Consider the following 18,337-nt stretch of genomic DNA (forward strand, 5'->3'; position numbering starts at 1 on the left):
CCGAACATAGATTATTGAACCCCCGGCCCTTCACTCTCACGCACAGCACATTCCGCTATTACGCGATCAGCGACAACCTTCCGGCTTTACGCTAAAGTAGTTTTCTTTCCTCAACGATCATGGAGTAACGATGTACGACCGCTATCAGGGTCTTATTTTCGACATGGACGGCACTATTCTCGATACCGAGCCGACGCATCGCAAGGCGTGGCACGAGGTGCTGTCCCGTTACGGTATGACGTTTGATGAGGCGGCGATGGTGGCATTGAGCGGTTCTCCGACCTGGCGCATTGCCCAGGCGATCCTTGCCAGTCATCAAGCCGATCTCGATCCCCATCAGTTGGCTGCAGAGAAAACCCGCGCGGTCGAAGCGATGTTGTTGGACAGCGTGCGCCCATTGCCGTTAATCGAGGTGGTCAAAGCTTATCATGGTCGCCGTCCAATGGCGGTGGGCACAGGCAGTGAGCATCGCATGGCAGAAACCCTGCTGCGCCATCTGGGCCTGTTCCACTGCTTCGATGCGATTGTGGGTGCCGATGACGTGCAACGCCACAAGCCGGAACCGGATACCTTCCTGCGCTGCGCCGAACTGATAGGTGTGCCGCCGGAGAAATGCGTGGTGTTTGAAGACGCAGACTTCGGTATTCAGGCAGCGAAAAGCGCCAATATGGCCGTGGTAGACGTCCGTACGCTGTGAGTAGTACGCTGGCCGTCATGTCGTTATTCGGTAGCAGCTTTCTCAGTGCGACGTTGCTGCCGGGAAATTCAGAAATTGTTTTGGTTGCCTTGCTGACCAACAGCCGTGTCTCACCAGAGTTGCTGGTGTTGGCCGCGACGTTGGGAAATACCCTTGGCGGGCTGACCAATGTCATTATCGGGCGTCTGTTACCGGCGTTGAAACCGCAGCGAGGGCTGGATACAGCGCTCGGGTGGATGCAACGCTTTGGCCCGGCTGCGCTGTTGCTCAGCTGGGTACCGGTAGTGGGCGATTTGTTGTGCGTGTTGGCAGGCTGGCTGCGCATGCCCTGGGGCCCTGTCGCGCTGTTTCTGTGTATCGGAAAGGCGCTGCGTTACATCATTTTGACTATGATAACGTTACAGGGAATGGCCTGGTGGCATTAACGACGTGAATATAACTCAATATTCTCTCGGGTGCAGATTCAGTATGCTTACGAGTTATTGTTTTTAGAAGCGGGAGGTCAATTTGATCCCGGACGTATCCCAGGCGCTTTCTTGGTTGGAAGCCCATCCCCATGCATTAAAAGGCATCCGTCGCGGCATTGAGCGCGAAACGCTGCGTGTCACCGAAAACGGAACGCTGGCAACAACCGGACATCCGGAGAAACTGGGGGCGGCATTAACGCACCACTGGATAACCACAGACTTTGCTGAGGCGCTGTTAGAGTTTATTACGCCGGTTGACGATAACCTCGATCACATGCTGACGTTCTTGCGTGATATTCACCGTTACGTAGCGCGCAATCTGGGTGATGAGCGTATGTGGCCACTCAGCATGCCGTGCTTTATTGAAGCCGAGCAGGACATTGAGCTGGCACAGTTCGGTTCGTCGAACATTGGCCGCATGAAAACGCTGTACCGTGAAGGGTTGAAGAACCGCTACGGTGCGCTGATGCAGACCATTTCTGGCGTGCACTACAATTTCTCATTGCCGCTAGAGTTCTGGCAGGCATGGGCTGGCGTCAAAGATGCCGAAAGCGGTAAAGAGCAGATTTCTGCGGGCTATTTCCGCCTGATCCGTAACTATTACCGTTTTGGCTGGGTGATCCCGTATCTGTTCGGTGCATCGCCGGCAATCTGTTCCTCGTTCCTGAAAGGGCGTGAAACCTCGTTGCCGTTTGAGCGAACCGAGCAGGGCATGTGTTATCTGCCGTATGCCACCTCGCTGCGGTTAAGTGACCTGGGCTACACCAATAAATCTCAGAGCAATTTGGGTATCACCTTCAACGATCTGCAAAGCTATGTCGAAGGCCTGAAGCGAGCGATTGCCACGCCTTCCGAAGAGTTTGCCAAACTGGGCGTGAAGGATGGCGATCGTTATCTGCAACTGAACAGTAACGTGCTTCAGATCGAAAACGAACTCTATGCGCCAATCCGGCCGAAGCGTGTGACCAAAAGTGGCGAGACGCCGTCAGATGCGCTTTTGCGCGGCGGTATCGAATACATTGAAGTTCGCTCGCTGGACATCAACCCATTCTCGCCTATCGGCGTGGATGCGGTTCAGGCGCGTTTCCTGGACCTGTTCCTGGTGTGGTGCGTGCTGGCCGATGCGCCAGAGATGAGCAGCGATGAATTGCTGTGTACGCGCAAGAACTGGAATCGGGTGATCCTGGAAGGGCGTAAGCCGGGCCAAACCATCGGCATCGGGTGTGATGACAGCCGTGAACCGCTGGCAAAAGTAGGTAAAGCACTGTTTGACGATCTGCGTCGCGTGGCTGAAGTGTTGGATAGCGAAGCCGGCGATCGCCAGTATCAGCAGGTGTGTGACGAACTGGTCGCGGCGTTTGACGATCCTGATTTGACGTTTTCCGCTCGTATCCTGAAGGCGATGAAGGAAGAGGGGACGGGGCGTGTGGGCCTGCAGCTGGCCGAGCAGTATCGTCAGATGCTGACGGAAGAGCCGTTAGAGATTTTGACGGAGGCTGAGTTGGCACAAGAGCAGAAAGCCTCGTGGCAGCGTCAACGCAACATAGAAGCCAGTGATACGCTAAGCTTTGAAGAGTTCCTGAAGCAACACGGCGGGGGCTAAAAAAGAAAAGGCCACATCAATGTGGCCAAATATGCATCTCTGATGACAGGGATGATGATAACAAATGCGCGTCTTTCACATACTCAGACTCGCTGGGTTGGAAAAGGTTTCCTGGTTAGATAAAAAAGTTTCGAAATAAATACTCTTTTACGAGGAGGTAACGAAATGCCACTGCTGGATAGCTTCACCGTAGACCATACCCGCATGGCAGCCCCGGCTGTCCGCGTCGCGAAAACCATGAAAACTCCTCATGGCGATACCATCACCGTGTTCGATCTGCGCTTCTGCCGGCCGAACCTGGAAGTGATGCCAGAGCGCGGCATTCATACGCTGGAACACCTGTTTGCAGGCTTTATGCGTGACCACCTGAATGGTCAGGGCGTCGAGATTATCGATATCTCCCCAATGGGGTGCCGCACCGGTTTCTACATGAGCCTGATTGGCGTGCCGGAAGAGCAGCGTGTTGCCGATGCGTGGAAAGCGGCGATGGCCGACGTGCTGAAAGTGACTGACCAGCGTAAAATTCCTGAGTTGAACGAATTCCAGTGCGGGACTTACCATATGCACTCGCTGGAAGAGGCGCAGGAAATCGCGAAGCACATTCTTGACCATGATGTTGTAGTGAACCACAACGAAGAGCTGGCGCTGCCGAAAGAGAAGCTGCAGGAACTGCACATCTAGTTCGCCATCGGGCTACAGCGATAAAAAAAGACGCGATATTCGCGTCTTTTTTCCTTTCTGGCGGCTGGTCAGCGTTGCTGAACGCTGGACTGCAGCGACTTGATCGGCGTGACCCGCACTTGTTTGATCATATTGTCCTGCACGTCGAGGATGCTGATGTCGTAATGGCCGATGCGAACACGGGTGCCGACCTCCGGGATCTCTTCCAGTTCTTCCAAAAGCATGCCGTTGATGGTACGCGCATCGGTGGCCGGCAACGTCCAGTTGAATGCCTTGTTTAACTCGCGCACGTTGGCTGTACCGTCTATCAGCACGGAGCCGTCACTTTGCGGATTAACCTCTTCTGCCAGTGTTGGCGACATGGACGTGGTGAAATCGCCGACGATCTCCTCCAGGATATCCTCGACCGTCACCAGCCCCTGAATGTCGCCGTATTCATCGACCACGATGCCGACTTTCTCTTTGTTGCGCTGGAACTTCACCAACTGGACGTTCAGCGGCGTACCTTCGGGCACATAGTAAATTTCGTCGGCGGCGCGCAGCAGGTTCTCTTTGTTGAACTCTTTCTTCTCGGTCATCAGGCGGTAGGCTTCGCGTACCCGCAGCATGCTGATGGCATCATCCAGCGAGGTGCGGTAAAGCACGATGCGGCCGTGCGGGGAGTGAGTAAGCTGACGCATGATCGACTTCCAGTCGTCGTTGACATCGATGCCGACAATCTCATTGCGTGGCACCATAATGTCATCGACCGTCACCTTCTCCAGATCCAACACCGAGATCAGCATGTCCTGATTGCGACGAGAAATCTGCGAGTGCGATTCCTTCACAATGGTGCGCAGTTCGTCTTTGCTGACCGCGTCGCTGATCCGCACATTGGTGCGAATGCCGAACAGCCGTAAAATCAGCGTGGTGATGCCATTGAGCAGCCACACCAGTGGGAACATCACCTTTTGCAGCGGTGCCAGTAAGAAGCTGCTGGGGAATGCGATGCGTTCCGGATACAGGGCGGCGAAGGTTTTTGGCAGCACTTCGGCGAACAGCAGCACGGCGAAGGTCAGTACGCCGGTGGCGATGGCAACGCCCAAATCGCCATACAGGCGCATGCCGACAATTGTGGCCAGCGCCGAAGCCAGAATGTTGACCAGGTTATTGCCAATCAGCACCAGGCCTATCAGGCGATCCGGTTTTTGCAGCAGCTTTTCGACCCGGCGGGCGGAACGGTTGCCCTGTTTGGAGAGATGACGCAGACGATAGCGGTTCAGCGTCATCATGCCGGTTTCGGATGCTGAGAAGTAAGCGGAAACCACAATCATGACCACCAGGATAATGATCAGGGTCCCTGTCGAAACGTGCTCCAACGCGGTATTCCTTATGTATGGAGAAAGAGTGCCTGAGAGCTTAGCGAACCATCACTTGCTGAATCAGACGGCTGCCAAAGTAGGCCAGCGTGAGTAGGAAGGCACCGGCAAAGCTGAACCAAACGACGCGGCGACCGCGCCAGCCTTCGTGATAATGGCCCCACAGCAAGACGATATACACAAACCACGCCATGATGGACAACACGGCTTTGTGCACGTTCTCTTTGCTGAACAGGTTATCCATATAAAGCAGGCCGGTGCACAACGTGAGCGTGAGCAACACGACGCCTATCTGGGTGATGTGGAACATCTTGCGTTCGATGCTCATCAACGGCGGCATATCGGCGCTGAAAGACAGCTTTTTGTTTTTCAGCAGGTAATCCAGCCAGGCTAGTTGCAGCGCATACAGCGCGGCAATGATCAGCGTAGCGTAGGAGAACAGCGCCAGGCCGATATGCACCATCAGTTCCGGGCTGGCTTCCAGATGCGTAATAAATTCACCCGGCATAAAGCTGGCGAAGGCCAGGTTGATCATCGCGAAGCTGTAGACGATAGGCAGCAGGAACCAGCCGCGATCGCGCGAAGCCACGAAGGTCATGACCGAGCAAATGATCAGGCTGACTATCGAACCTATGTTCAGCAAGCTGAGATTTTGCCCGGCGCTGACGTCAAAGATACGCTGCTGAAGTGCGATGGCGTGGCAAATTAGCGCCACCACCGCCGAGACGAGAGCAAGCCGACGGTATGCGCTGTTCTTCCGCAACAAGCTGGGAATAATCAGTCCAAGGCTGAGCAGGTAGGCGATCAAAGCCACAATGGAGAAAACTGGCATAGCGTTTAATTTTGCTTCGACGTGGTGAATTGGATTGTCAGTATAGCGTCGAGCGCGTCCCACTCCAACCGATCTCCAACGCTGAGGCAGAGATCCTCTACGCTTCGTGTTATAATCGCCGCAATTATGTCGCCAGAGCGGCCTGTCATTACACGTTGAGCATGAGACGATGTTTGAAAATTTAACCGATCGTTTGTCGCGCACCCTGCGCAATATCAGCGGCCGTGGGCGGCTGACCGAAGAAAATATCAAGGAAACCCTGCGTGAAGTGCGCATGGCATTGCTGGAAGCGGACGTTGCGCTACCGGTCGTGCGGGACTTTATCAACCGTGTGAAAGAGAGCGCGGTAGGTCATGAAGTCAACAAAAGCCTGACGCCGGGGCAAGAGTTCGTCAAGATCGTCAAGAGCGAGCTGATTGCCGCGATGGGCGAAGTGAACACCGAGCTGAACCTGGCGGCGCAACCGCCGGCAGTGGTGCTGATGGCGGGCCTGCAGGGCGCCGGTAAAACTACCAGCGTCGCCAAGCTTGGTAAATTCCTGAAAGAAAAACAGAAGAAAAAAGTCCTGGTGGTTTCCGCCGACGTTTATCGCCCAGCGGCGATCAAACAGCTGGAAACCCTGGCGGAAAGCGTCGGCATCGACTTCTTCCCGTCTGATGTCAAAGAAAAACCGATCGACATCGTTAACCGTGCGCTGCAACAGGCCAAGCTGAAGTTCTACGACGTACTGATTGTCGATACCGCCGGCCGTTTGCACGTTGACGAAGCGATGATGGACGAAATCAAGCAGGTGCACGCGGCGATCAAGCCGGTGGAAACCCTGTTTGTGGTCGACGCCATGACCGGCCAGGATGCTGCCAACACGGCCAAGGCCTTTAATGAAGCATTACCGCTGACCGGTGTGGTACTGACCAAGGTCGACGGTGATGCGCGTGGCGGTGCCGCGTTGTCTATCCGTCACATCACGGGCAAGCCGATCAAGTTCCTCGGCGTGGGCGAGAAGACCGAAGCGCTGGAGCCCTTCCATCCGGACCGCGTGGCATCACGCATTCTGGGCATGGGCGATGTGCTGTCGCTGATCGAAGATATCGAAAGCAAAGTTGACCGCGAGCAGGCGGAGAAACTGGCTAACAAGCTGAAGAAAGGTGACGGTTTCGATCTGACCGACTTCCTGGAACAGCTGAAGCAGATGCGTAACATGGGCGGTATGGCCAGCATGCTGAGCAAATTACCTGGCGCCGGCCAACTGCCGGACAATGTGAAATCGCAAATGGACGACAAGGTTCTGGTGCGTATGGAAGCAATCATCAACTCGATGACGCTGAAAGAGCGCGCCAAACCGGAAATCATCAAAGGCTCGCGCAAGCGCCGCATTGCGATGGGTTCCGGTATGCAGGTGCAGGACGTTAACCGCTTGTTGAAGCAGTTCGACGAAATGCAGCGCATGATGAAAAAGATGAAGAAAGGCGGAATGGCGAAGATGATGCGCGGCATGAAAGGTATGATGCCGCCGGGCTTCCCAGGCCGCTGACAGGCGCGTGCCCCTTGGGGTGAGCGTGTTTAAGCATTTGCCGTTCGCGGCAAAAACCGCCCGGAATATTACCGGCTGCAAAAAGTAGTTGACGCTGATCTACGCTTTAGATTGCTTTTTGCGCCAAAATGAGTAAAATTTTCGGGCTTTTTATATTGCAACCGGGCCCCGTTCCCTCAATGGGGCCCGGCTGTTTTATTAACTAAAGAGGATGTTATGGTAACAATTCGTTTGGCACGTGGCGGCGCTAAAAAGCGTCCGTTCTATCAAGTAGTAGTGACCGACAGCCGCAATGCTCGTGATGGTCGTTTCATCGAGCGCGTAGGCTTCTTCAACCCGATCGCATCTGGTCAGGCTGAAGCACTGCGTCTGGACCTGGACCGCATCGAACATTGGGTCGGTCTGGGTGCAACCGTTTCTGATCGCGTTCACGCGCTGATCAAAGACGCTAAGAAAGCAGCTTAATCTGTCGCGGTGGTGGCAATGAGCAAGCAACTCAAACCGGTAGCACCTAAGCAGCCGATTGTACTCGGTAAAATGGGGTCTACTTACGGCATTCGTGGTTGGCTCAGAGTATTTTCATCCACCGAGAACGCCGAAAGCATTTTTGACTATCAGCCGTGGTTTATCCAGCGGGCGGGTCAATGGCAGCTTGTCGAGTTGGAAGACTGGAAGCGCCACAGTCAGGATCTGATCATCAAAGTCAAAGGCGTTGATGATCGGGATGCTGCGAATCTACTGACCAATTGCGAAATTCAGGTGGATTCGGAACAACTTCCTCCGTTGGTGGGTGATGATTACTACTGGAAAGACCTTATGGGCTGCCAGGTAGTCACGACCACCGGTTACGAACTGGGTAAAGTCGTCGATATGATGGAAACCGGTTCAAACGACGTGATGGTAGTGAAAGCTAACCTGAAAGATGCGTTCGGCATGAAGGAGCGGTTGGTCCCGTTTCTTCATGGGCAGGTTATCAAGAAAGTCGATCTCACTGCTCGCGTGATTGAAGCAGATTGGGATCCTGGTTTTTGACCTCCGAATCAAACGGTCGAAACAAGTGGAATGACAGTATGGGGATTGGCTTGTGTTCATTGGTATTGTAAGCCTGTTTCCTGAGATGTTCCGCGCAATCACCGATTACGGGGTGACTGGCCGGGCAGTAAAAAATGGCCTGCTGAGCGTGCAGTGTTGGAGTCCGCGTGACTTCACCTACGACCGGCATCGTACCGTGGACGATCGCCCTTATGGTGGTGGCCCGGGAATGTTGATGATGGTGCAACCCTTGCGGGAAGCCATTCATGCAGCAAAAGCAGCGGCAGGCGAGGGAGCAAAGGTGATTTATCTGTCACCTCAGGGGCGTAAGCTGGATCAAACCGGCGTATGCGAACTGGCGACCAACCAGAAGATGATTCTGGTGTGCGGTCGTTATGAAGGGGTAGACGAGCGCGTAATCCAAACCGAAATTGATGAAGAATGGTCAATCGGCGATTACGTACTCAGCGGCGGGGAACTGCCGGCAATGACCCTGATTGATTCAGTCGCCCGTTTTATACCGGGTGTGCTGGGCCATCAGGCCTCAGCAGAAGAAGATTCTTTTGTCGATGGATTGCTGGACTGCCCGCACTATACCCGTCCTGAGGTGTTGGAAGGGATGGAAGTTCCGCCAGTCTTACTGTCGGGCAACCATGCCGAGATACGTCGCTGGCGCTTAAAGCAGTCGCTGGGCCGTACCTGGCTTAGAAGACCTGAACTTCTAGAAAGCCTAGCTCTGACTGACGAGCAAGCGGTGTTGCTGGCTGAGTTCCAACGGGAACATCAGGCCAAGCAACAGGACTATGAAGGGAACGTCTGAGCAACTGGCTCGACGGGACCGATATATCAGTTTACCTAGGGTAAGAGACATATTATGAGCAACATTATTAAGCAAATTGAACAAGAGCAGATGAAGCAAGACGTACCTGCATTCCGTCCGGGTGATTCCGTGGAAGTTAAGGTATGGGTCGTTGAAGGTAGCAAAAAACGTCTGCAGGCATTCGAGGGCGTGGTTATCGCTATCCGTAACCGCGGTCTGCACTCTGCATTCACTGTTCGTAAGATTTCCAACGGCGAAGGTGTTGAGCGTGTATTCCAGACTCACTCCCCAGTAATCGACAGCATTACTGTTAAACGTCGTGGTGCCGTTCGTAAAGCCAAACTGTACTATCTGCGTGAGCGTACTGGTAAGTCTGCTCGTATCAAAGAGCGTCTGAACCGCGTCGGCTAACGCTGCATCCAAAAGTTAATAGCTATGAAGGGGTTGGCACTGTGCCAACCCCTTTTTTTATGCCTGCAGATCGGGGATTGCATCTGCAAGATGCGAAAATGCTCCCAGAAGGTCCGTTTTACAGGCATAAAAAAGCCTGCGTTTGCAGGCTCTTTGCATTACAGCGCCGCGGCGCGCTGTTTGCTTTTTTCCGGATGTGGCTGTGCAGGAACGATATCGCCAGGCTTTACAATCACGCGAGCGACAGACTCGTGCGTGGCAAAGGTACAGCTGCAGTTAATGTTTTGGCATTGGTGATAGCGCTCTTTGGTCGCTTCGCTCAGATAACGGCTGGAGCGAGTATGGGCCACGCTACCGCAGAGTGGACAGTGCATCATAAAAACCCCCTTGCAATATTTTAAGTGAAAACGGGTTGGGCATTAAGCCACAATCAAAATCAGCAGCCTGCCTAATTAGGTGGGAGTTACACCCCAGCTTATTAACGGACACTCCTGATGGTAGTAACGGCTTCAGCCGCGATGATTGAGTTTTCTCATGCTCTGCACCCATTCAATTAATACTGTGTATACATACAGTATTAAGCTATTTGCTAAACTCGTCAATAGTAAACGTTATGTTTTTAGCAAAATGTCTAAATTTGATTTTCAGGCATAAAAAAAGCCCATCAATGATGGGCTTAGTCGTATAACAGGTGCAGAAGTAAGAAGGATTACAAACCGTACACCAGGCTGATAGAAGTGGTGGTGTCGGTATTCTTTGGCGCAGAGGCTGGAGGCTTGCTGTTGTAAGTCACGGTGTAAGCCAGACGCAACGCGAACTTTTCGTTAATGGCGACGCTGAGTGCAGTTTCGGAGTTCAGCGTGGTTTCTTCGTTCGCCAGCGCGGAAACGCCTTCAGAGAACTTGGTATTGTCGGTCAACTGGTACGAATAGTTGGCCGCACCGTAAGCCAGCGCTTTGGTGGAACGCCCACCGCCATGGTATTCGTCGTGACGCACGCCCGGACCGAATTCAACTCGCAGATCGCTAAGCGGCCCATTGAGGATTTGGCGACCATAACCGCCGGTCAGCGTCGAGCGGGAATCATAACCGTTGAAGCGATCGCTCAGCCAGCTCGCCTGACCGAACAGGTAATTACGATCGGACAGGTTATAACGGGTACGGCCGCCGGCCTGATACTTTTCTGACGAGCGCACGTTGGAGGATGTGGTGTTATTGGCCGCACCCCACAGGCTATAAGCGGCATCGCTGTTGAACCAGGTCATGCTGGTATTGGCCAACAGGGTAGAGCTTTGTGAATTGCCTGACTGCGAGTTGTAACCGGCCTGGACGTTGCCTTCAAACGGTTTTTTGGCGGTGGCCGGATCGTCCATCGCGGTGAAAAGCGTATTGTCGGCAAGGGCTGAAACACTGGTGAAAGTCGTTAAGCAGCTAATGAACAGCGGAATAGCGCGGCGAGCGCGTAAAGAGAGCATTTTTGATCCAGTTGTTAAGAGTGGTTATAAGTGATTTCGGTCACATTATATCGGTTCGCCATTGCGACCAAAATAGCGACTATTAGCTTAAGTTTTTAATTTTTCGTCCTCACTTATTCACTTTTCTTCTACTGACTTTTAACCCTGTTAACGGCATAAAATACTGATTGCCATTATTATTTATGTGGTCAATAGTGTGGGCGGCAACGGGGAATACCGTTGCCGTTGGGGAAGTGATTAGAGGAAGGTGGTGACCAGGAGATACCCGGTGATACAGGAACACAGCACGCCGATCAGGCCAGGAATAATAAAGCTGTGGTTGATGATAAATTTGCCGATGCGCGTTGTTCCGGAGCGGTCAAAACCGATGCAGGCCAAATCGCTTGGATAAGTGGGCAAGACGAAGTAACCGTACGCGGCCGGGAAGAAAGCCAGCAGCATTTTGGGGTCGACGCCCAACTGCAGCGCCATTGGGGCAATCGCAGTGAGCGCAGCTGCCTGGCTGTTGACCAGCTTGGAAACCAGGAACAGAACGATCGCGTAAGTCCACGGCTGACTTTTTACCACGTCTTCAAGCAGGAGTTTTAACTCTCCCATATGTGCCTGGAAGAAGGTATCACTCATCCACGCCACGCCGAATACGGAAAAAATAGCGACCATGCCGGCTTTGAAAACCGCACCATTGGCAATATCACCGGGTTTGACTTTGCAGCCCATCAGAATAACGGCACCGGCGATCAGCATCATCATCTGGATCACCAGATTCATAGACAGCGGTTTCAGTACCCCTTTGGCATTGGCAAAGGAAGGGCGTAAATCAGCAAAAGCCCCAAGAGCACGACGATGGCGATAGCCGCAAAGAAGATCGCTGTGGACCAGTAAGCCTGCTTGGGGAATCTCTGATTGAGCAGCGTTTCGGTGCTGCCAAAAATATAGGCCCGTTGTTCTGGATCTTTGATTTTTTCCTGGAATTCAGCATCCTTATCCAGATCTTTACCGCGGCGCAGGCTCCATAAGGCCGCCATTAGCACCCCGACTAATGAAGCCGGGATCGAGACGGCAAGGATTTCTACCAGCGTGTAAGCTTTGCCAATCCCATGTCCTGCGGCAATGATTGAAACCAGGGACACAACGGCCACGGAAACCGGCGAAGCTGTGATGGCCATTTGCGAGGCGACGGAAGCCACAGCCATTGGGCGTTCTGGGCGGATCCCTTTTTTGATGGCGATATCGGAAATGATCGGGAACATGGTGTACACCACATGCCCTGTGCCGCACAGGAACGTCAGAGTCCAGGTGGTGAAAGGGGCAAGCAGCGTGATGTGCTGTGGGTGGCGGCGCAGCAGTCGCTCTGCATATTGCATCATCACGTTCAAACCGCCGGCAGTTTGCAACACTGAAGCACAACCGATTACTGCAAGAATAGTCAGCATAACCTCAACGGGAGGTTTACCTGGTTCCAACCCGAATATAAAACATAAGAGGAATAAACCAATACCGCTTATTAAGCCCAGTCCCATACCGCCAAACCGAGTGCCGACTAATAAGCAGATTATAATAATTAAGAACTGCAAAGTGATCATGATAGTCCCTTGTCAAGAAATGAAAAGCAGCTAACGCTCATACATTCTCAATGCAGGTGACACGGGCTCTGTCTACGCAGATTAACCCTAAAGAGGTGCGAACGAATAACACCATAATTATTTATTTTTCGCGCGATAACTGTGAAGTTCCGCAATATTTATTCAATAGGTTTTACTCATATTTTTATATTTTAATTAATAGATGGAAGTAATTGAAAATAAATTGCCGGTTTATTGTTTGTTATTTGTGTTTCAGTTGTTTAATTTTTAGGTGATTTGATTTACCCGTTAAGGTTCTCTGCGGTGGAAAGGGTAAACCTCAGGCTTTTGAACGTTCGGTGGATGAGGCATGTGGGTCGTTGCGTTTCTAGTGTATCGAATTGTTTACGATTTTGTCGGGTTTTAGCATTTTGGTGTGCAAGGAAGTCTCGTGTAGCTGAGAGTCTTAAAAATAATTAATAATCATTAAGTTAAGTTATTTATTCTGGTTTTTCTATGACTTATTTAGCGCTTTTTATTTGTGGTAATTTTTTATTTACACAAAATGGATTTAAATCTTTACATTTCGTGGTAGGGTAAGAACCTGAAACGCTCAATGTTCTATCAACGCTTACGCATAACGGCAAACGACAGGAATAGCATCATGCAAAAAGACGCGCTCAATAACGTTCATATCAGTGCAGAACAGATTCTGATTACTCCGGAAGAGCTGAAGAACCAGTTCCCGCTTAGTGCCAGCGACGAGAATGAAATCGCCACGGCACGCAAAACCATCGCCGATATTCTGCAGGGGCGCGATCATCGCCTGCTGGTGGTGTGCGGACCTTGTTCTATTCACGACCCGGATGCGGCACTTGATTACGCCCGTCATTTGAAAACCCTGTCAGCTGAATTGAGCGATCAGCTGTATATCGTTATGCGTGTCTATTTTGAAAAACCTCGTACCACCGTCGGCTGGAAAGGTCTGATTAACGACCCATACATGGACGGTTCGTTTGACGTTGAAGCAGGTCTGCACATTGCGCGTCGCCTGCTGCTGGATCTGGTTGGTATGGGCTTGCCGTTGGCGACCGAAGCGTTGGATCCGAACAGTCCGCAATACCTGGGCGATTTGTTCAGCTGGTCAGCGATTGGTGCACGCACGACTGAATCGCAAACTCACCGTGAGATGGCTTCAGGGCTGTCAATGCCGGTAGGTTTTAAAAACGGTACCGACGGCAGCTTGGGCACGGCGATCAATGCTATGCGCGCCGCAGCAATGCCACACCGTTTTGTCGGTATAAATCAGGCTGGGCAAGTGTGCCTGCTGCAGACGCAGGGTAACCCTGATGGCCATGTGATCCTGCGCGGTGGTAAAACGCCAAACTACAGCGCTGAGGACGTGGCGGCCTGTGAAAAACAGATGCTGGATGCGGGACTCCACCCGTCCTTGATGATAGATTGCAGCCATGGCAACTCGAATAAAGACTATCGCCGTCAACCGGCGGTTGCCGAGTCCGTGGTAGAGCAGATCAAAGCGGGTAACCGTTCGATCACCGGCATCATGCTGGAAAGCCACTTGCACGAAGGCAGCCAGTCTTCTGAGCAACCGCGTGCAGATATGCGCTATGGGGTTTCTGTTACCGACGCCTGTATTAACTGGGAAAGTACAGAGACGCTGTTGCGCCATATGCACCAGGAACTCGGCGCCGCGCTGACGGCACGCACTGGAGAGTAGTAAGTTATGGTGGCTGAACTGACCGCGTTGCGCGATCAAATCGACGAAGTGGATAAGGCGCTGCTGGAGTTGCTGGCTAAACGCCTGCAGTTGGTAGCGGAAGTGGGAGAGGTTAAAAGCCACCACGGCTTACCGGTGTATGTTCCTGAACGTGAGGCGGCGATGCTGGCCTCACGGCGTCAAGAAGCGGAAAACCTGGGTGTGCCGCCCGATTTGATTGAGGACGTGCTGCGCAGGGTGATGCGCGAGTCTTACGTCAGCGAGAACGACAAAGGCTTTAAAACGCTACATCCGCAACTGCGCCCGATCGTCATTATCGGCGGCAACGGTCAAATGGGGCGGTTGTTTAATCGCTTGCTGACGCTGTCCGGTTACCAGGTCAAAGTGTTGGACCAGGAAGACTGGAATCAGGCTGATACGCTGCTTGCCGATGCCGGAATGGTGATTGTCAGCGTCCCTATTCACGTCACCGAACAGGTGATTGAGCGGTTACCGCCATTGCCTGCAGACTGTATTCTGGTTGATCTGGCCTCGGTAAAAAATCGCCCGTTGAATGCCATGCTGGCGGCGCACCATGGCCCCGTAGTGGGGCTGCATCCTATGTTTGGCCCAGACGTAGGCAGCGTAGCCAAGCAGGTGGTGGTCTATTGCGATGGCCGCGAACCGCAAGCCTACCAATGGTTGCTCGAACAGCTGCAGGTATGGGGAGCGCGTTTGCACCGTATCAGCGCGGTTGAGCACGATCAGAACATGGCGTTTATTCAGGCGCTGCGTCACTTCGCGACCTTTGCTTATGGTTTGCATCTGGCGGAAGAAAACGTGCAGTTGGAGCAGTTGCTGGCCCTTTCTTCACCGATCTATCGGCTGGAGTTGGCGATGGTCGGGCGGCTGTTTGCTCAAGACCCGCAGCTGTACGCGGATATCATTATGTCTTCCGAAGAGAACATTGCGCTGATCAAGCGTTACTATCAGCGGTTTGGTGAGGCAATAAAACTGTTGGAACAGGGCGATAAACAGGCGTTTATCCAGAGCTTCCAGAAGGTCGAGCATTGGTTTGGTGACTATGCGCAGCGTTTCCTGGTGGAAAGCCGTTCGCTGCTACGTCAGGCGAATGACAGTCGCCAATAATGATAAGGGTTCGGTTATGCCGAACCCTTTTTTAATGGTATTCAGGACGGATTGACTGGCACCACGGTGTCGCTCGGGTAACACCCCAGCACCTTCAGCGAGCGGGTGATAGGCGTCAGATCTCTCAATGCCTTCTGCATCGCCTCAGAACGCAGGTTAGCCTGCACATCGATATAAAACATCTCTTCCCACGGGTTGCCGTTAATCGGGCGCGATTCCAGCTTGGTCATGATGATGCCGTTGTCGCGCAGTACCAGCAGCGCTTCCACCAAGGCACCCGACTGCTGGCCGGTGGCCATAATCAGCGTGGTCTTAGCGGGCACCTGCTCGGAAACTTCGATAGCCTTGCGCGCCAATACGATAAAGCGGGTAATGTTCTGCTGCTGATTGGCCAGGTTATGTTCCAGTACCTGCAGGCCATAGAGCGCACCGCCGGCTTCGCTGCCCAGCGCCGCCGCTTTTGGCGAGTTCAACTTTGCCACTTTTTCCATTGCCGCAGCGGTGCTTTCACAGTATTCGATTTTCCAGTGCGGGTAGCGATTAATAAACTGGCTGCACTGTTGGAAAGGTTGCGGGTGGCTATATACGGTTTCGATCTGATCAAGGTCGGTATCGCTGGCGATCAGCACACAGTGATCGATAGGGTTAGTCAGTTCGCCGACGATCGACAAACTGGTGTGTTGCAGCAGGTCGTAAACGTCATTAATCGAGCCGGAGCTGGTGTTTTCGATCGGCAGGATGGCGTAATCCGCCTGGCCGGTTTCAACCTGGGTGAAGATATCCTGGAATTTCTGGCAACCGCACTCGATCAACTGATCGAAATGGCGAGCAGCGTATTGGCGGGCCGCCAGGTGTGAGTAAGAGCCTTTCGGGCCAAGGAACGCAATACGGGCGGAATGCTGGCTGATTTGGTTGAGCTGGTGCTGCAGCAGCGCCTGCTGAGTCAGGACGGAGTCTTCGATAATCAGTTGAAACAGACGGGTGACGTAAAATCCGTCCAGATCGTACGGCTTGGCAGCGGCGATCAGGGCGTCCAGCAGGTCGCGTTCACGCTCTTTATCACGGATTGGTCGATGAGAGTGCAACTTGGTTTTACCTACCTCTACCGCCAGCTCACGGCGTTCTGCCAGCAAGGACAGCAGTTTCAGATCCAGTGCGCTGATGCGTTGGCGCAGCACGAGTAACGGGTTGTCGGTCATAATCAGCTTCTGCCTTATATTTTTATACGTCGTAAAATAGCCATAAAAAAAGCCCCCTGATTTCAGGAGGCTTTGCTGTTCGTCTTCGCATTCTTTATCACACGACGAAACGCCTCCCAATCAGGGGAAGGTAAAAAAGAATGCGAAGAAAAACGGTTTACGGACCATGTGCTATCCAAAGTGTGTGAGACAGGTTTTAAAGTAACCGCAGGTTTTTATCTCGTCAATAAAAAAACCAGACAAAAAACGCGCCCTCAGGCGCGTTTGATGTGAAACAGCCGCTAAACGGTTATTCCTGTTCCGGCTCCACTTCCGGAACGATGTCCTTCACGCTGGCGGCGGCACGGCGTGCTTCGCCTTTGTGCTGCACCTTGTTCAACTGACGCTCCAGCTTGGCGATCAGTTCGTTAACGGCGGTGTACATGTCTTCATGTTTTGCGCTGGCGACCAGCGGGCCGTTAGGTGTGGTAATGGTGGCGTCGGCAACAAACCCTTTCGGTTCTTTGGATAAGACGATATGCGGGTTAATCAGTTGGGCCTGCCATTTTTCCAGTTTGGTGAGACGGTCTTCGACGTGACTGCGGATTGCGGGAGTGATATCCATTTGTTTGCTGGTAATGTTCAATGTCATATAACTTACCTCTCTGTCTTTCCGTCTTGGATGAGTCCAGCATACCCCGCTTTTTGCTGAAATGCGTGATGAAAATCACGTTTTTTTGTCACTTTTTGCAAAGTTAGTTCAATCTGTGATTCAGCATCTGAAATGGCCATCTAACGCTTGAGTCTTGGAAGCGGAACGCGCATTATTGAAAGGATAAGCGGTGTTGCAGTCTTGCTAACATCGTGTTTTTGCTTGTGTATTTATCCGGAATTGGGTGAATTTACAGCAAATAAAAACGGCAGCCGAAGCTGCCGTTTTGTTTTCCTGCCGTTACCCATCAGACTATGCCGGGTTGGCGCTAATCACTTTGGCCACTTTGTCGGCCTGGCCGTTCAGTTGCAACTGCTTGTACGCATTTTCCATCAGCGGCAGCGCGTCGCGCGTCGCTTGAGTATCAGGGAATTCACGCAGCATCTGTTCAGCACGATTAACGACCGCGACGTAGGCACCGCGTTTAGTGTAGTATTCCACCACCGAAAGCTCATACTTGGCCAGGCGGTCTTTCAGATACACCAGACGCTTGTTGGCATCGGTTACATACTGGCTGTTCGGGTACTGCTGAATCAGCTGGCTGAAATCGCGAAATGCAGCGCGAGCATGCTGTGGATCGCGGTCTGAACGATCGACCCCGAAGAAGCCTTGCAGTGCACTGTCATCCAACGCCATATCGGTCAGGCCACGCATATACATCACGTAGTCGATGTTTGGGTGCGTTGGGTTCAGACGCATGAAACGATCGATAGATGCCTGAGCCATAGGTAAATCGGCAGATTTATAGTAGGCATAAATCAGGTCCAACTGTACCTGCTGAGAGTAGGGTCCGAAAGGATAGCGGTTATCTAACGCTTCGAGTTGCGTAATCGCGCCCTTAAAGTTACCGTCCTGCAGTTTTTGCTGGGCAGTAGCATAGATTTCCGAAGGCGGGTTGTCGGGAACCGCATCCTTGGATGTGGAGCAACCTGCCAGCGCCAGGCTCAACGTGGCTGCCGCCACCAGATATTTCATACGCGTCATGACGTTTTGATTATCCTCAGGGTGTTATTCCGGGAGACTGTCCGTTAAGCTCCCGACAAAGACCAGTTACAATAGCACATTATATTAAACGGCATCGCCGTGAAAACCCAACGTTAACGAAGAAGCTGC

19 protein-coding genes, 1 pseudogene and 1 other annotated feature are annotated in these 18,337 nt (G+C 52.6%); of the genes and pseudogenes, 11 read left to right on the forward strand and 9 right to left on the reverse strand.

Annotation, left to right across the window (positions count from 1 at the left end; genetic code table 11):
* Positions 1-130: 130 nt before the first annotated feature.
* From yqaB to luxS, 4 genes are all read left to right on the forward strand, one after another.
* Positions 131-697 (forward strand): fructose-1-phosphate/6-phosphogluconate phosphatase, encoded by a 567-nt coding sequence (yqaB, locus tag M495_RS03550; protein WP_020825284.1) that lies wholly within the window; start codon positions 131-133, stop codon positions 695-697.
* On the forward strand, positions 694-1,122 hold the full coding sequence (locus tag M495_RS03555) for a YqaA family protein (protein ID WP_041414225.1): 429 nt from the start codon (positions 694-696) through the stop codon (positions 1,120-1,122). Before yqaB ends, M495_RS03555 begins: the two co-directional genes overlap by 4 nt.
* Before the next feature lie 82 nt (positions 1,123-1,204).
* On the forward strand, positions 1,205-2,767 hold the full coding sequence (gene gshA / locus M495_RS03560; RefSeq protein ID WP_041414227.1) for a glutamate--cysteine ligase: 1,563 nt from the start codon (positions 1,205-1,207) through the stop codon (positions 2,765-2,767).
* Positions 2,768-2,932: 165 nt separating this feature from the next.
* Positions 2,933-3,448: an S-ribosylhomocysteine lyase gene (gene luxS / locus M495_RS03565; RefSeq protein WP_020825287.1), complete on the forward strand. Its 516-nt coding sequence runs from the start codon at positions 2,933-2,935 to the stop codon at positions 3,446-3,448.
* A 68-nt stretch (positions 3,449-3,516) separates the two neighbouring features.
* On the opposite strand, the gene M495_RS03570 is transcribed toward luxS, so the two are convergent.
* Positions 3,517-4,806, reverse strand: a complete 1,290-nt coding sequence (locus tag M495_RS03570; protein WP_020825288.1) for an HlyC/CorC family transporter — start codon at positions 4,804-4,806, stop codon at positions 3,517-3,519.
* Positions 4,807-4,846: 40 nt separating this feature from the next.
* The gene (locus tag M495_RS03575; RefSeq protein WP_020825289.1) at positions 4,847-5,638 is read right to left on the reverse strand and encodes a cytochrome C assembly family protein; all 792 of its coding nucleotides are present in this window, start codon (positions 5,636-5,638) and stop codon (positions 4,847-4,849) included.
* A 169-nt stretch (positions 5,639-5,807) separates the two neighbouring features.
* On the opposite strand from M495_RS03575, the gene ffh reads away from it, so the two are divergent.
* From ffh to rplS, 5 genes are all read left to right on the forward strand, one after another.
* On the forward strand, positions 5,808-7,169 hold the full coding sequence (ffh, locus tag M495_RS03580; protein ID WP_020825290.1) for a signal recognition particle protein: 1,362 nt from the start codon (positions 5,808-5,810) through the stop codon (positions 7,167-7,169).
* A gap of 216 nt (positions 7,170-7,385) precedes the next feature.
* Complete coding sequence (rpsP, locus tag M495_RS03585) at positions 7,386-7,634, forward strand: 30S ribosomal protein S16 (protein WP_004932501.1); 249 nt, start codon at positions 7,386-7,388, stop codon at positions 7,632-7,634.
* A gap of 18 nt (positions 7,635-7,652) precedes the next feature.
* Positions 7,653-8,201: a ribosome maturation factor RimM gene (gene rimM / locus M495_RS03590; protein ID WP_020825291.1), complete on the forward strand. Its 549-nt coding sequence runs from the start codon at positions 7,653-7,655 to the stop codon at positions 8,199-8,201.
* A 52-nt stretch (positions 8,202-8,253) separates the two neighbouring features.
* Positions 8,254-9,021, forward strand: a complete 768-nt coding sequence (gene trmD, locus M495_RS03595) for a tRNA (guanosine(37)-N1)-methyltransferase TrmD (RefSeq protein WP_020825292.1) — start codon at positions 8,254-8,256, stop codon at positions 9,019-9,021.
* Positions 9,022-9,075: 54 nt separating this feature from the next.
* A complete protein-coding gene (rplS, locus tag M495_RS03600) occupies positions 9,076-9,432 on the forward strand; it encodes a 50S ribosomal protein L19 (protein WP_004950372.1) in 357 nt (118 codons plus the stop codon).
* Between the two features lie 158 nt (positions 9,433-9,590).
* Here the strand turns inward: rplS and M495_RS03605 are convergent, their stop codons facing one another.
* The 3 genes and pseudogenes from M495_RS03605 to M495_RS03615 all read right to left on the reverse strand — a co-directional run bounded on the left by M495_RS03605 (position 9,591) and on the right by M495_RS03615 (position 12,489).
* Positions 9,591-9,809, reverse strand: a complete 219-nt coding sequence (locus tag M495_RS03605) for a DNA-binding transcriptional regulator (protein WP_020825293.1) — start codon at positions 9,807-9,809, stop codon at positions 9,591-9,593.
* A 332-nt stretch (positions 9,810-10,141) separates the two neighbouring features.
* Entirely contained in the window at positions 10,142-10,906 is a 765-nt protein-coding gene (locus M495_RS03610) for a DUF481 domain-containing protein (protein WP_020825294.1), read from the reverse strand.
* Between the two features lie 237 nt (positions 10,907-11,143).
* Positions 11,144-12,489: pseudogene (locus tag M495_RS03615) on the reverse strand (anaerobic C4-dicarboxylate transporter).
* A 643-nt stretch (positions 12,490-13,132) separates the two neighbouring features.
* On the opposite strand from M495_RS03615, the gene M495_RS03620 reads away from it, so the two are divergent.
* Positions 13,133-14,206 carry a 3-deoxy-7-phosphoheptulonate synthase gene (locus tag M495_RS03620; protein WP_020825295.1) on the forward strand — a complete coding sequence of 358 codons (1,074 nt, stop codon included), beginning with the start codon at positions 13,133-13,135 and terminating at the stop codon, positions 14,204-14,206.
* A gap of 6 nt (positions 14,207-14,212) precedes the next feature.
* Positions 14,213-15,334, forward strand: coding sequence for a bifunctional chorismate mutase/prephenate dehydrogenase (gene tyrA / locus M495_RS03625; RefSeq protein WP_020825296.1), 1,122 nt, complete (start codon positions 14,213-14,215; stop codon positions 15,332-15,334).
* A gap of 41 nt (positions 15,335-15,375) precedes the next feature.
* On the opposite strand, the gene pheA is transcribed toward tyrA, so the two are convergent.
* The 4 genes from pheA to bamD all read right to left on the reverse strand — a co-directional run bounded on the left by pheA (position 15,376) and on the right by bamD (position 18,208).
* Entirely contained in the window at positions 15,376-16,533 is a 1,158-nt protein-coding gene (gene pheA, locus M495_RS03630) for a bifunctional chorismate mutase/prephenate dehydratase (RefSeq protein WP_020825297.1), read from the reverse strand.
* Between the two features lie 42 nt (positions 16,534-16,575).
* Positions 16,576-16,702: a sequence feature (Phe leader region), on the reverse strand.
* Positions 16,654-16,701 carry a pheA operon leader peptide PheL gene (pheL, locus tag M495_RS25915; protein ID WP_187962929.1) on the reverse strand — a complete coding sequence of 16 codons (48 nt, stop codon included), beginning with the start codon at positions 16,699-16,701 and terminating at the stop codon, positions 16,654-16,656. Its footprint overlaps the feature before it by 48 nt.
* Positions 16,703-16,822: 120 nt before the next feature.
* Positions 16,823-17,164 (reverse strand): ribosome-associated translation inhibitor RaiA, encoded by a 342-nt coding sequence (raiA, locus tag M495_RS03635; protein WP_020825298.1) that lies wholly within the window; start codon positions 17,162-17,164, stop codon positions 16,823-16,825.
* A 312-nt stretch (positions 17,165-17,476) separates the two neighbouring features.
* Positions 17,477-18,208 (reverse strand): outer membrane protein assembly factor BamD, encoded by a 732-nt coding sequence (gene bamD / locus M495_RS03640; RefSeq protein WP_020825299.1) that lies wholly within the window; start codon positions 18,206-18,208, stop codon positions 17,477-17,479.
* Between the last annotated feature and the right edge of the window lie 129 nt (positions 18,209-18,337).

This window comes from Serratia liquefaciens ATCC 27592, assembly GCF_000422085.1.
Taxonomy (GTDB): Bacteria; Pseudomonadota; Gammaproteobacteria; order Enterobacterales; family Enterobacteriaceae; genus Serratia; species Serratia liquefaciens.